The 12,947-nt window shown below is 58.9% G+C and carries 12 protein-coding genes; 1 reads left to right on the plus strand and 11 read right to left on the minus strand.

Translation table 11 applies throughout. The annotated features are described in order from the left end of the window. Window positions 1–263, minus strand: a 263-nt coding sequence (locus LNV08_RS21925) for a transposase (protein ID WP_263535882.1), incomplete at its 3' end; no start/stop codon positions are given. Between the two features lie 72 nt (window positions 264–335). Beyond that, window positions 336–1,280, minus strand: a complete 945-nt coding sequence (locus LNV08_RS21930) for a hypothetical protein (protein ID WP_263535883.1) — start codon at window positions 1,278–1,280, stop codon at window positions 336–338. Between the two features lie 916 nt (window positions 1,281–2,196). Here LNV08_RS21930 and LNV08_RS21935 point away from each other — a divergent pair. After that, the gene (locus tag LNV08_RS21935) at window positions 2,197–2,412 is read left to right on the plus strand and encodes a hypothetical protein (RefSeq protein ID WP_263535884.1); all 216 of its coding nucleotides are present in this window, start codon (window positions 2,197–2,199) and stop codon (window positions 2,410–2,412) included. A 78-nt stretch (window positions 2,413–2,490) separates the two neighbouring features. Here the strand turns inward: LNV08_RS21935 and LNV08_RS21940 are convergent, their stop codons facing one another. From LNV08_RS21940 to LNV08_RS21975, 9 genes are all read right to left on the minus strand, one after another. After that, window positions 2,491–3,783, minus strand: coding sequence for a nitrate/sulfonate/bicarbonate ABC transporter ATP-binding protein (locus LNV08_RS21940; protein ID WP_263535885.1), 1,293 nt, complete (start codon window positions 3,781–3,783; stop codon window positions 2,491–2,493). Window positions 3,784–3,793: 10 nt separating this feature from the next. Continuing rightward, window positions 3,794–5,521 carry an ABC transporter permease gene (locus tag LNV08_RS21945; RefSeq protein WP_263535886.1) on the minus strand — a complete coding sequence of 576 codons (1,728 nt, stop codon included), beginning with the start codon at window positions 5,519–5,521 and terminating at the stop codon, window positions 3,794–3,796. Between the two features lie 146 nt (window positions 5,522–5,667). Continuing rightward, window positions 5,668–6,093, minus strand: coding sequence for a c-type cytochrome (locus tag LNV08_RS21950; RefSeq protein WP_263535887.1), 426 nt, complete (start codon window positions 6,091–6,093; stop codon window positions 5,668–5,670). Between the two features lie 11 nt (window positions 6,094–6,104). Then, complete coding sequence (locus LNV08_RS21955) at window positions 6,105–7,454, minus strand: cytochrome c1 protein (RefSeq protein ID WP_263535888.1); 1,350 nt, start codon at window positions 7,452–7,454, stop codon at window positions 6,105–6,107. Window positions 7,455–7,518: 64 nt separating this feature from the next. After that, window positions 7,519–8,097 (minus strand): cytochrome b, encoded by a 579-nt coding sequence (locus LNV08_RS21960; protein ID WP_263535889.1) that lies wholly within the window; start codon window positions 8,095–8,097, stop codon window positions 7,519–7,521. Window positions 8,098–8,175: 78 nt separating this feature from the next. Beyond that, window positions 8,176–9,570, minus strand: coding sequence for a sensor histidine kinase (locus LNV08_RS21965; RefSeq protein WP_263535890.1), 1,395 nt, complete (start codon window positions 9,568–9,570; stop codon window positions 8,176–8,178). A 5-nt stretch (window positions 9,571–9,575) separates the two neighbouring features. Beyond that, a complete protein-coding gene (locus LNV08_RS21970; protein WP_263535891.1) occupies window positions 9,576–10,238 on the minus strand; it encodes a response regulator in 663 nt (220 codons plus the stop codon). A 647-nt stretch (window positions 10,239–10,885) separates the two neighbouring features. After that, on the minus strand, window positions 10,886–11,320 hold the full coding sequence (locus tag LNV08_RS23230) for an HAD domain-containing protein (protein ID WP_414858788.1): 435 nt from the start codon (window positions 11,318–11,320) through the stop codon (window positions 10,886–10,888). A 211-nt stretch (window positions 11,321–11,531) separates the two neighbouring features. After that, window positions 11,532–11,936 (minus strand): BPSL0761 family protein, encoded by a 405-nt coding sequence (locus tag LNV08_RS21975; RefSeq protein ID WP_263535892.1) that lies wholly within the window; start codon window positions 11,934–11,936, stop codon window positions 11,532–11,534. Between the last annotated feature and the right edge of the window lie 1,011 nt (window positions 11,937–12,947).

The following is a 12,947-nucleotide window of genomic DNA, read 5'->3' on the forward strand; positions in this document are numbered from 1 at the left end:
TACGCGGCGGCCTTTTTTAAGATGTCGCGCTCCTCGGTCGTACGCTTTAGCTCAGCCTTGAGCTTGGCCATTTCGCTGCGCAGCGATGCCGCCTCAGTGGCCGCCGGGCCGCGGCCTTGATCCTTGGCCTGCCTGACCCACAAATACAAGCTCTTATCCGAAATCCCAAGGCGCTTGGCCACTTCCACGACGCCATGCCCTCGCTCGGTCACCTGTTTCACCGCCTCGGCTTTGAACTCCGGGGCATATCTTGCTCGACTCATTTCCTCTTCTCCGTTTCAAGTTCGACCTTATCAGGTGTCTACTGAAACGGATGAAGTCCATAACGTCAAAATTCAATGGCCTGATCGGCTTGCCGCGCAGATCCGGTGCACGGCCGGATTGGGCCCACATGCCACCTCGCCAGCTATTAATTGAACACCAGTGGTCCATCCCGCATCAATGCCATACGGTGCCTCAATCAAAAGATGCTCTTCGTCGCTGTCCACAACTACAAAGACCCATTGCTTTCCATTTCTTGTTTCCGTTGCCAGGGCAACGCCGGAAACTCCGGCGAGGTACTTACGAAGAACGTTTCCGAATACAGCGTGGCTCATGAATTCACTTCTCCCTCTGTCGTATCCGTCCTTTTCCAGAGGCGTTTCACGAAGCTTCGTTTCCGATGAACTACGAAATGCTCGAACAGCCGCCAGTGACACTTGGGGAAATTTCGTGTCTTGCGTTACCCGTATGCGCGAATACTGGCGAAGGTTTCCAAGATTCCCAAGATGGTATTGATCCACAGGATTGCCACAACAACCGATTGAAACCGAAGTCATTGTTTCGGCGCCTGGCGATACGTGCAAGATTCGCAAGGGCCATAGGACTGATTGCCGCACCATATAGCCATCTGTCGCTTGGAACCAAACAAGCGTTGCGTCTCCTTCGGCGCACTGAGCGCTCCCGGCGTATACAACGTCTTGTTTTCCATCCCCGTCAAAATCCATTTGGTAGAAAGAAGAAGACTCTGTTGGCTCAAGGGCACGCTCAATGAATGAACAGTCCGGGCCTTCGAGTGGCCCTTTCTCTAGTTTTGCCGAAAGGTATGCGGTCCTTAGCTTTTCTCGGATTGAACTGAGCGACTCGGGAGAAAATTTTGGTGCAGCCGAGACGAGCCGCCAAGACTTTGTAGCTGGATAGAGAAAGGCAGACGCCTGCGCCTGTTTGTCTTCCGCGACGGCGTTTCCCGCTAAGAAAAATGGCGCGACCAGCAACAAGAAGTAGGAGCGTATCGAGACCATCGTTGTGGGCCTAAACTGCTGTGTAGCGTGGCAAAGCGCTGAATACTGCCAGAGCCCGCGCAGCAACAACTCCGCCCGAATGGCTCGTAAGTGCTACTCTGAGGTGGACTTTTATGTCATTTAGATGCTTATTCATGCGGCACTAAAAACATCGACAAAAGCCGAGCCTGTTACAAACTCCCTGGCGGCCGCGCGCTGCCGCCAGGAATGGGGCGGGCCCCATGTTGCCATCAAATCCAAGCGTTATGCCATCTTCGGTGCGGCAATGCCCGGTTTCTTTTGGGCCGTTAGCTCGTCCAGCCGCAGTGCTCATGGTGCCCGGGTCGGCTCTGACGAGCCGACTCCCCTCGGTGTTCACTGCGCAGGTCTCCGGCGGCAAACGTCCTTCCTTCGCTACGCTCTCGGACGGGCACAAATCGCCCGTCGGCGGACCGAGCCAACTTCGGGACTGGCGTTCGGCGCGGGGATGGGGCAAGGCGTTCGCGCTGCAAGCGCACTGCAGCTAAATGCAGCAACCTCGGCTGCATTGAGAGGGGCTCCAAGTGGCTGAAAAAATGCCAGAACCAGGAAAGGGAAACCTGGCCGAAAAACGCCTCGGCTTTGAATCAAACTTCGCAATGCCGCCCCCGGCTACGATTGCCGGAATTCCTGGGTCATGTTGCCGGATTGTGCAGTCACGATCAACTATGGGAGCTTCTTCGTAAACCGTGGAAAAATTTGACTCCAATTTTGCACTTCACCACCCGCAACGCCAACGAGGAGTCCACCATCAGGCACTTGCAGGGTTTATTGAACTTTCGAGACCGAAGAAAGCTCTAGGTTTAGATGCAGTTTTGTCGGCTTTTTCCGATAAATAGGAAACGGTTGGGCAAAGCGGTCGACATCGGACGCAGGCTCCGCTGCACAGGAGCACCTCATGAGCAACAGCATTTCGCCTACAACGCTGGCTACCCAACAGCTTCGCCAGAACCAAGCCACCGCTGCCGTGCAGCAGGCTGCAGTTTCCCGACAGGCTCAGGCAAGCCGCGTTGATGCAGATGGTGACAACGATGGCAGCACTCGCGCTGCGCCCCCGCCAACACCATCGCCACCGTCGGCGACCTCGGGCAACAATCTCAACGTGGTGGCCTGATCTGCATCATCAGCTAGATCGCGGCCCACTCAGGGCTTGGCACTTTCTCGCCGGTCAGCCTGGCGCCTCTTTGGCGCCTCAACCCTCTCCAGACTCGGGCAGATGAATCATGCCTGTGTGGTAGTTGTACTCGAACACCTCACCATAGCGCGCCCATTCGATCGCCACGCGCAGCACCCGTTCGGCCTCATGCTCGTCCATGCTTTCATGCAGCAGCTTGAGGAAGGGTTCCTCGCGCAACTCGCCATGCGGCTCTTGCTCCAGACTGTGCCGGATGAAAGCCGCAATCGGCACATGGGCCATCAACTGCTGGCCGAACAGCTCACGCCGCAGTTCATGGTCGCCCTGGACATAGCTTTGCCCCAGCGGCGTGATCAAGATGTCGCCGCGCTCCAGTTGGGCCAGGCCCAGTCGGTGCAAAGCGTCGGCCAAGGGCAGCAGATCTTCGTCGGTCAGCTCGCTCTCTTCGGCCAATTGAGGCAAGTCGGCGCGGCCTGCGAAGCGCGCATCGATCAACAGCTCCAACAGGCTTTCCATCCGACCGACATCGGCCTCGGGCAAGCGGTCCGACAAATGCGGCCGCAGCTCTTGCACTTGGTCGGAAGGCGCCGCACCTGCCGTCATCAAGGCATAAACCTCATCGATCAACAGGCGAACTTCCGGGCTGTCGGGGTGCCGTGGGCGCGGCAGGCCGATCGGCAATTCCGCCCGCACCCGACCCGGGTTGCTGGCAAAAATCAGCACCCGGTCGGCCATCATGACCGCCTCTTCGATATTGTGCGAGACCACCAACATGGCCTGGGTCGGCATCTGACCGCTGCCCCACAGCGTCAGAATTTCATTGCGTAGGCGCTCACCGGTCAACACATCCAGCGCCGAAAACGCCTCGTCCATCAAGAGCACCTGCGGCTCCATCACCAAGGCGCGCGCCAAGCCCACGCGTTGGCGCATGCCACCCGAAAGTTCTCGCGGCAAGGCGCCTTCAAAACCGGCCAGGCCGATCATGTCGATGGCGTCACTGGCGCGCCGGCTGCGCTCTGACGAGTCAACACCGCGCGCCTCCAGCCCCAGCTCGACGTTTTGCTGCACCGTCAACCAGGGGAATAAAGCGAAGGATTGAAACACCATCGCAATGCCGTCGGCCGGCCCGAAGACCGGCTGACCGCAATAGTGGACATCGCCGCCATCGGCCGGAATCAAGCCCGCCATGATGCGCAGCAGAGTCGACTTGCCCGAGCCCGACTGGCCCAGCAAAGCGACGATTTCGCCTTTTTCCAGGCGGAAGTCGACCCCCTCCAACACCGAGCGCTGGCTTCCGTCCGAGGACTTGAAGCTCTTGGCCACTTTCTTCAATTCAATCAGGCTGCTCATCTGGGAAATCCTAAAAATTCATGCGTTGTTCGGCGATGCGGTACAGGCGCCGCCAGACCCAATGATTGAGGCCCATCACGAACACGCACATCACGCCTATGCCCAAGGCAATGCGCGGAAAGTCGCCGATCGAGGTCATGTGCGCGATATAGCTGCCCAAACCTTGGGCCTGCAAAGTGGTGTCACCCCAGGACACATATTCGGCCACGATGCTGGCGTTCCAGCTGCCGCCACTGGCGGTGATGGCGCCCGTCACGAAGCTCGGGAAGATCGCCGGCAACAGGTAGCGGCGCCATTTCAGCCAGCCGCTCAGGCCCAGGTTCTGGGCGGCAAAGCGCAACTCGGACGGGATCAAGGAGGCGCCCGCGATCACGTTGAACAGCACATACCACTGCGTGCCCAGCACCATCAAGGGCGATAGCCAGATGTCGGGGTTGAGCTTCCAGTGCACGATCAGCATCACCGCCACCGGGAACATCAGGTTGGCCGGAAAGGCGGCCAGGAACTGCGCCAAGGCCTGCACCCGCCCTGCAATACGCGGATTGAGGCCTATCCACACCCCCACCGGCACCCAAACGAGCGAGGCCAGCGCAATCAGCAGCAGCACGCGCAGCAAGGTGTAAAAGCCGAGTTTGAAAACATGGGCCGCTTCAGCCCAGCCAACCTCGGTGTGGATAAAGGTCAGCAAGTGCCAAAGCGCGAACAACACGGCGGCCGCCAGCAAGGCGTCCCAGGCGCGTGCCCAGAGGGGGTTCGGCAATTGCGGGCGTGCACGGATGGAGGTGCCGTCAAAACGCCGCCGGGTCAGCCTGAAAGTCGCGACCAACAAGCGCCCCGGCAGCACGCCCAAACGTTGCAGCAAAGCGGTGCGGCGCAGCCAGGTCAGCAACCAGGAGGTCGGTGCTTGCTCATTGCCGGACTCTTCGAAACGGAACTTGTCGGCCCAGGCCAGCAGCGGCCGGAAGAACAGCTGGTCATACAAAAGAATGCCGACCAGCATGGCCAGGATGGCGTAGCCGATCGCCTGCAGATCGCGCGCTGCAATTGCCATCGCGATATAGGAGCCGACGCCGGGCAACTTGATGTCCTGGTTCGCCACCGAAATCGCTTCGGAAGCGACCACAAAGAACCAGCCGCCGGACACGCTCATCATCATGTTCCACAGCAGGCCCGGCATCGCAAACGGCAGCTCCAGCCGCCAAAAGCGCTGCCAGCCGGAGAGCTGAAAAATGCGTGCGGCTTCCTGCAATTCGGCCGGTACCGTGCGCATCGACTGGTAGAGGCTGAAGGCCATATTCCAGGCTTGGGAGGTGAAGATCGCAAAAATCGCTGCGCATTCGACGCCCAGCAGGCTGCCCGGGAAAATCGCGATGAAGCCGGTCACTGTGATGGACAGAAAGCCCAGAATCGGAATCGACTGCAGTATGTCCAGCAAGGGCACCAACACCCGTTCCGCGGCCTTGTATTTGGCCGCCAGCGCGGCGAAGGCGCAGGCAAACAGCACCGATGCGGCCAGGGCCAGAAACATGCGCAGCGTGGTGCGCAGCAAGTAATAAGGCAGCACCGCGGGGTCAAGGCTGATCGGCAACACTTCACCCAGATGAAAGGGCTGAGCCATTTGTGAGCCCGCCAAGGCCAGCAGGCTGAGCAGAGCGAGTACCAGCGGCAGCAAGGCCCAATCCCAGCGATTGGTGCGGCCGTCAATGACTTGCTGAGGGAAAAACCGTTTGTCTTGCATGTATTGGGGCAGTACGGAGAGTGGCAGCCGCAGCAAATTGTTGACGAACTGCGGGCATACACCAGCGCTATCTTGGCAAGGGGCTCAAACGGGAGCGCCCGACGTTGTCGGGCGTGGTCACTTGCCAAACGGCGATGATCGCTTTGCTATTTGACGCTGGCGAGAAAAGCCAATAAGTCTGCTCTGGCGTGGGCGTCGGTCAAACCATCGAACTTCATCGTCCCCCCAGGCAAGGCTGCCTTGGGCGCGCTGATGTAGATGTCTATTTTTTCGGCGCTCCAAGTCCATTTGCTGGCCTTCATCGCATCGGAATAGGCCACGCCGGCCAGGCCCGCGGAAGGGCGGCCCAGCAGCGCAAACAAGCTCGGGCCTTTTTTGTGCTTGCCCTCTTTGAGACTGTGGCATTCGGCACATTGGGTGGCGAACACCTCGGCGCCTTTTTTGATCTCGCCATCAGCGCGTGCGCTCGTGCTTGCTGCACCGCAGACCAGGGCCAGCAGCGCAGTCAAGACGGCCTTGGGCAAGCTCTTAAAGGGGCGGCGTGGATGGATTGACTCGGCAACTGTGTACATATGCATGGGCCTTAAAAAGAGGTCCAGGCGAACAAGAACAAGGTGTTGTTGTCGGCTGCATTGCGTCCCGCACCGTCATAGTTCTTGCTGGCGCCGTTGTATTTGGTGAAGCGCGTGTACTGGGCGCCCAGCTTCACATTGGCCCATGGCGCGCCCCAGGAGTCTTCCTTGCCAAAAGGCGTCCAGTCCATTTGCAGCACTTGACCGGCGCTATTGGGCACATTGCCCGCGTTGGCGGCATACAAGAGGCTGTCGGCCGAGCCATCGGTACGGAATTGTCCCAAGGACAAGCCCCAGCTTTGATTGAAATGGTAGGAGGCATTGAGCTTGAGTTCGTTCAAGCTTCCGTTCAAGTTGCTGGCTTCGCCTGCGGCCAGCAAGGCGTCACGGCGTTGGGTTTCGTGCACATAGCTGCCTTGCAAGGTAAAGACATGTTCGCGCGTGCCCAAGAATTGGTATTGGCCGTCGATGCCTATGTCTCGGTAGCGATTGCTGGCGCTGCCACTGCTGCGATCGGGCTGGATGCTGCTGTTGAAGCCGAACAAGCCGACCGAATAGGCGCTACTCTTCAAATCCTTGAACCAGGCCAAGCGCCAGTAGGCTGTGCCGTTTCCGAGCTTGCCGGGATCATCGGCTCGGCCCAAACCCAAGCGGGACTGCGTCGTTGGCGACAAGCTGCGATAGCTGCCGAGTTCGGCGTACCAGCTATTGTCCAGAAAGGCATAGGCGGAGGCACCCACCACATGCTGCTCCAGCGCGCCATTGATCAGCGTTCCGGTCTCAGGGCCGCTGAAACCCAACGCCGAGCCGATATAGGGGAAGCCCCAGACCGGCATGCTGTTGAAAGGGTCCTGCACGCCGGGGTTGTTGTTCAGCGAGGCACCCAGGATCAGCTCTTTGCCTTGCCATTCGGCACTGTGAGCGAAGCGCAGGTCCATTTGGTCGATGGCGGTTTTCTTGCCAATGCCGTCGTAGGTGACTTGCATGAAGGCACCGAGTTGATCGGCCAACTTGCCGGCGATGAAGAGCGAAGCTTCGTCCAATGCGTTGTTGTCGTTGGTCTTGTAGCCGTCGGCCGGCGCGGCGTCTTGCGCCTTGCTGGTGTGAGTACGTGAGGCCACCACCATGGCAGACAGCGGCACATTGCCACCGCTGCCATTGCTGTCGGTATAGCCGCCAATCTTGAACTTGATGCCGAAGGGCGTCAGTTGCGGGCCAAAGGCGCCAATATGGCAGGCCGCGCAGTCCTGCCCGGTCTGGCGGGCGAAGCTGGGGACGGCCCAACTCGGCGTTGCGCTAATGAGCCCCGCAGTTACGCCCGTGAGCAGCGCAAAGCGCCGCAACAGTCTATGCATATTCATGGCTATGAATTCTCAAAAATGATGGGTAGGAAATAAGAGCGGCGTAAGAAATTGGATGGCCGCTTCAACCGCTGCGCCAGCTCGGCAACATGGCGCCTAACACCTTGTCCCGGCGTATCCATTGATGCCAGGCAACGGCAAGCAGATGCAGGCCTATCACTGCCGCCAGTAGCCAGGCCACATTGCCGTGTACTGCTTCGAGCGTTTCGGCCAGATCCAGATCGGTGGCCAGCAAGCGCGGCAAATGAATGCTGCCAACGCTGACGGCATGGCCGCGTGCGTTGCTCAGCAAGAAGCCCAGTGGGGGCAGGGCGAGCAGCAGCAAATAGACCAGCCCATGCATTGCGCCGGCCAGCCGGCGCTGCCACGGCGTCGCTTCGTCCAGCGTAGCTGCCAATTTCAAGCGGCTGCGCAGCAGCAGGCGCACAAGCGTCAATGCCGCCACGCAAAGGCCAGCCAAGCGATGCCATTGCAAGACCGAAGCACGCAAAGGATCTTCATCGAGCCAGTCGCGGCCAATGATCAGGGCAAAAACCAGCAGCAGCGCTGCGGCCGTGAGCCAATGCGCATAGACGATGGCTTTGGGATGGCGCAGCTCGGCTGTAGCAGCAGCGGCAGTTGGCGATGGTGATGTGGAAGGCATACGGGCTTCTCGGTAATCCGCGAAAACCCGAGGCTAGGCCCTACCTGCCTTCAAAAGCCTGACAAATTCAGGCGCCTTTCAAACCGGTATGGGGAAATTGACCGTCACTTGCAGGCCCTTGCCGCTTGCCCCACTTGACCCGCTACCCAGGCTGACCTGCGCGCCATGCCGCAAAGCCACCTCGCGCACAATCGCCAGGCCCAAGCCGCTGCCCAGCTTGGATGCGGTGTCGACTTGGTAGAAACGCTCAAACACCCTGTCGTATTCACGCGGGTCTATGCCCGGCCCCTCGTCTTCGACGGTCAAAAAACAGCTGCAATCCGGGCGCGTGCCGCAGCTCACGGTGATTTTTCCAGCCGGCTCACTGTGGCGGATGGCGTTGTGGATCAGGTTGCCAAGCATTTCCTGCAACAACCAGGCTGAGCCGTTGACAAACGCAGGGCGAGCCTCAAAGCCCAGATCCAGCCCGGCTGCCAAGGCTGCATCAAGCCAGCTGGAGGCGGCATCTTCCAGCAACAGTTGCAGATCCAAGCGCTGCAAAGCCTCGGCCTGCACCGATTGGGGCCCGGAGCGCGCCAAGGCCAGCATCTGATGCGTCGACCGCGCCAGGCGCTGCAAAGAAGTCTTCAGGCTCGTCAGACGCTGACGTTGATTTTCATCGGCGTCCCGCTCGGCCAATTCAAGCTGCATCTGCATGCCGGCCAAGGGCGTGCGCAATTGGTGCGCTGCATTGGAAAGGAAGGCCTGCTGCGCCTCGGTGGAGACGCGCAAATTTGCGACGAAGCCGTTGATCGCGCGGACCAGCGGAAGCAAATCGGCCGGCAGTTCCGCGGTCGCAATGGCGCTGAAATCTTCCGGCTGCCGGGCTGCCACCGCTTGGCTCAATTCATCCAAGGGCTTCATTGCCAGGTGCACACCCAAGTGGACCAGCAGCAGCGCCAGGCTCAGCAGCACCAAATTGGGAATTACCGTGTCCATCATGACCAGGCGCGCTTGCGCCTCGCGGCGCTGCAGCGTCTCCGCCACGACAATCTTGAGTGCTCCCAATGCCGACGCATGGGGATAGGTGATGATGCGCATCTCCCGGCCGTCAAAGCGTTGATCGGCAAAGCTGGCTTGAGCCAGAGCCTGCTTGTCCAGCAAACCGGCCAGCGCAGGATCTCCGCCGATGACGGCGCCTTCGAGTGTGCTCACCAGAAAAAATAACTGGTCCTTGCCATCCGCAATCTGCATCGCGCGCATGGTGCGCGCCAGATGCAGGCCGAGGTCATCATCGACGGCGTCGTCCGCGTCCATATCCAGACGCGAGGCCAGGGCTATTGCAACCCTGGCCAGCGCCTGGTCCTGGTTGTCACGCGCGCGCTCGAGTGCCCGCACATAATCGTAGACGGCACTCAACAAAATCACCAGCAAGAGCGGCCCGAGCAGCATCCGCAGAAGGCGGTCGCGCAGACTCAAATGGAACTCGCGCATCGCGGTCAAACGTCGATGCGGTAGCCGATGCCACGCACGGTGCGGATGGTGATGCCGCTGTCGGCAAATTTTCCGCGCAAGCGCGAGATATAGATCTCGACCGCGTTGTCGGTGATCTCCTTGTCCCAGCGGCTGAGGCTGTCGGCCAAGCGGCGTTTGGCGATCACATTGGGGGCAGCCAGCATCAGCGCCTGCATCAAGTGCCATTCGCGGCCCGTCAATGCCAGCGGCTCGCCAAACAGCTCGGCCGCATGGGTCGCCAGATCAAGCGTCAAAGGCCCAGCCGTCAAGCGGGCGCTAGCGACCGAGCGGCTGCGCCGGATTAGCGCTTGCACCCGCGCCAGCAATTCGGGCCATAAAAAGGGCTTGATCAGATAGTCGTCAGCGCCTTCGTTGAGTCCGCTGACCCGGTCCGACAGCCCGTCGCGTGCGGTCAAGATCAGAATTGGCAGCGTGTGCGCGGCGGCCCGCACTTGGCGCACCAGGCTCAAGCCATCCATGCCGGGCAGGCCAAGGTCAAAGATCGCCAGGTCATGTACTTGGTGGCCCAAGGCATCCAGCACCTGCTCCGCGCTGCCCAAATGATCCATTTCATAGCCCGCCCGACCCAGCGCTTCGCGCAGACCGGCTGCCAGCAACTCATCGTCTTCGACCAACAAAATGCGCATCGGAATATGGTGCAAAAAATGGAACTGCTTGAACAGGCAGCTGGGCAGTATCGGCTTCGCAGTTGGCGGGAGCTCCTGCTGATTGTCCGTCCCTTTGCTGGCTGGATGTTTTCCCGCCTGCCATTTGGGACAAAGCTGGCAGCTAGGCGAAAGCCAGATCGTTGCCCCGCTCTGTAGGCGCCGACGCTCAAGCTCAGCCCCTGCAGTCGCCCTAACCCGGCTGACAGTTACCAAGAAATGCGCTCATAGAACGGGTCATCAGGAGCGACTTCGAATGCCCGCTATGGGCACATGGGAGCCATTCAATCACGTCGAAAGTAAGTCTCATACACCTACTTTCGGTTGGCTTAGTCACATCGGAATGAGTGGCCAGTTCGAATCGGAATGCCTGGCTATTTTGAATCGGAAGAGGTGGCTATGTTGACCGGAATACGCAGTACGGACAGCAGCTCTAGCCTAGAGAGACCCGGCGCGTGGTCTAGACCCACAAGCTCAGACAGTCAAAGAGGAGGGCGTTCAAGTGGCAGTGCGCTCACCCGAGTCAAGACAAAATCGCTGAGCAACTGCAGCCCGTCAAGTTACATGTAACGCCGGATCAGACTACATGCTGGTCACTGTTTACGAGCAAATTGGAGTCAAAAGTGCGATCAACCGACTGCGGCGACGAGCGATGCCAACCTGTCAAGATCAAATTTGGTCAATCCTGTATCGGGATCACACAGCACTACGCGTTTGTTAAATGGTCTGTATAGCCAAGCCTGATCTTCCAGGGCCGCCCAAGGTCGCCATGGCAGGGCGCTTTGGCGTAGCCACATGGCCACCTCCGCCTCCCGAGAGAAGCGCTCCGGGCTGTCGCCGGCGAGCTTTGGCGTAACACCAACGATTCGGGACCGAATCCCCGCCGAGAAATGGCTCCGCAACTCGTCCAACGACCGCGTTAGCCGCCATGTCGACGATACAACCACGTCCACCCCCGGGTGCAACTGCAGCCAAGCTTCTAGCAGTGGCAGACGCGTGAATAAATCGGCCGGCTTGCAGCCGTATTTGTGCAGCACCCCGTCGAAGTCGAGAAAGAGAAGCATGGTATCGGTCGGCTACGGGGTCGAAGGGCCAAATGCCGGGTATTGTGTCTTGCGCTCACCGAATGCACCTCGCAGTATCGCTGTTGCCAACATGTGCGTGCGCTCGCCGAGCGTCGTCATCCAATGCAGGTTCAGGGTCACTGCGCGTTGAGGTGCAACGCCAGCGCTGCTTCGTCGTTCCCCTATTCATAGTAGCTCTGCCAGCCAAGCATCAAACCTTGTCCACCCACGAAATGCCCACGTCATCTTCAGGTAGCAACCAATACCGAATGGAAAAAATTGGGTTGGGTTCGCACCATGTTTGGCGCAACCAAAGCTCTGGATAGTGGCGGCGGGTGCACATCAATTTTCGGATCAGAGTTTCGTCCTCAAGGTGAATGGCCCCTAGAACATCAAAGAGGGAGCCTGCCGCGTCTATTGACGCTGCCCAGCGTAAATGGATCAATGGGGCGTCAGTTTCGACCAAATGAATCAAGTCCAAGGGGGTCGGATAGTCTGGAATCAACTGCGCAGCCCGCTGGCGAATCTCGAAACCCAGAGTTTCTTCCAGCGTCATGGCTCGCAAGAGTTCACCGCCCCAACGCAGCGCTCGCATACGTTCGCTTGGCGTTGACATGGCATTCCTTTCCAGTTCATATTGCGGGCTCCGCTTTTTGATAGCACAGCGTGCGACCTAGTTTCTTGGTGTAGCCCGGCTCGTGGCCGGGCCAGTTGAATCGGCGCAGGACTGTTGCTGCCAATTGCACATTGCAAGCGCGGCTTGGGAACGTCCATCGAGCCTGGGATCTTTAGTTCCGGGGGAGGCTATCCGGAAGATTTGCTGATGCGTTTCAAATCAGACATTTCCTTGGTCGTTGGGTGGGCGGTGCGCTGCATCCGCAGCTGTCGGGAACTCGCATCCATGCCAAGTGGGATCGAATTGCTCCAGTGAGCGTTCGAGGGCTCGGTCAAGTTGGCCAGGTTCGACGATCCGAAGCCATGGTCCGAGGGTCAACTTCAGGCATTGCTGGCAGAGGTCTATCTGAACCTTGTTTCCATCTCCAAAAATGGAGCCATAGCCGCCCATTACGTCAATGGACACAGTTTCATGGAACTCCACCTCGCCGCTTTCAGTCAAGCGCTCACAGCGATCGCACCGGATCTGTTTCACGAAGGACTGTGGACGAACGTCTCTGATTTGCATTTTTTTTCGGTTCTTAGAACTTTTGGAAATATGCGTGTGCAGATTCGGAACATGCCTTAAGCCGATTCCACTTCCAAGATCAGCTCGAGATCGGTGATCTTCGATACCCCCACGTCGCTCGCTTTTGCAGGGACATAATTCCCAACGGCATCTCGCAGCAAGATAGCTTCATTGTTTGATGCGTCGCATCTAACGCGCCATATCGAGTGAATCGCACGAATGCTCCACTGTCCATTCGGGTTTGTTGGAGGAGTCACGCACTGCAGCCCGACAAGTCGCCCCCCCTGCTTGAGTTCCAAGTGCCCTAAAAGGTCCTCGTTCCAAAAAATCCCTGTGGTTTCGGTGTACGAGTCTGGTGCCTCACCAATCAACATGCTTACCAAGTACCAAGTGTGATCGCAAGGCAAGCTAAATGCGCGCCAGTAAAGGATGCTTGGAGTGGCG

The organism is Paucibacter sp. TC2R-5, assembly GCF_025717605.1.
GTDB classification, from domain to species: domain Bacteria; phylum Pseudomonadota; class Gammaproteobacteria; order Burkholderiales; family Burkholderiaceae_C; genus Paucibacter_A; species Paucibacter_A albus.

Coding starts and splice junctions, on each gene's coding strand:
- LNV08_RS21930 (WP_263535883.1), bottom strand. CDS start 1,280: ATGGTCTCGATACGCTCCTACTTCTTGTTGCTGGTCGCGCCATTTTTC.
- LNV08_RS21935 (WP_263535884.1), top strand. CDS start 2,197: ATGAGCAACAGCATTTCGCCTACAACGCTGGCTACCCAACAGCTTCGC.
- LNV08_RS21940 (WP_263535885.1), bottom strand. CDS start 3,783: ATGAGCAGCCTGATTGAATTGAAGAAAGTGGCCAAGAGCTTCAAGTCC.
- LNV08_RS21945 (WP_263535886.1), bottom strand. CDS start 5,521: ATGCAAGACAAACGGTTTTTCCCTCAGCAAGTCATTGACGGCCGCACC.
- LNV08_RS21950 (WP_263535887.1), bottom strand. CDS start 6,093: ATGTACACAGTTGCCGAGTCAATCCATCCACGCCGCCCCTTTAAGAGC.
- LNV08_RS21955 (WP_263535888.1), bottom strand. CDS start 7,454: ATGAATATGCATAGACTGTTGCGGCGCTTTGCGCTGCTCACGGGCGTA.
- LNV08_RS21960 (WP_263535889.1), bottom strand. CDS start 8,097: ATGCCTTCCACATCACCATCGCCAACTGCCGCTGCTGCTACAGCCGAG.
- LNV08_RS21965 (WP_263535890.1), bottom strand. CDS start 9,570: ATGCGCGAGTTCCATTTGAGTCTGCGCGACCGCCTTCTGCGGATGCTG.
- LNV08_RS21970 (WP_263535891.1), bottom strand. CDS start 10,238: ATGCGCATTTTGTTGGTCGAAGACGATGAGTTGCTGGCAGCCGGTCTG.
- LNV08_RS23230 (WP_414858788.1), bottom strand. CDS start 11,320: ATGCTTCTCTTTCTCGACTTCGACGGGGTGCTGCACAAATACGGCTGC.
- LNV08_RS21975 (WP_263535892.1), bottom strand. CDS start 11,936: ATGTCAACGCCAAGCGAACGTATGCGAGCGCTGCGTTGGGGCGGTGAA.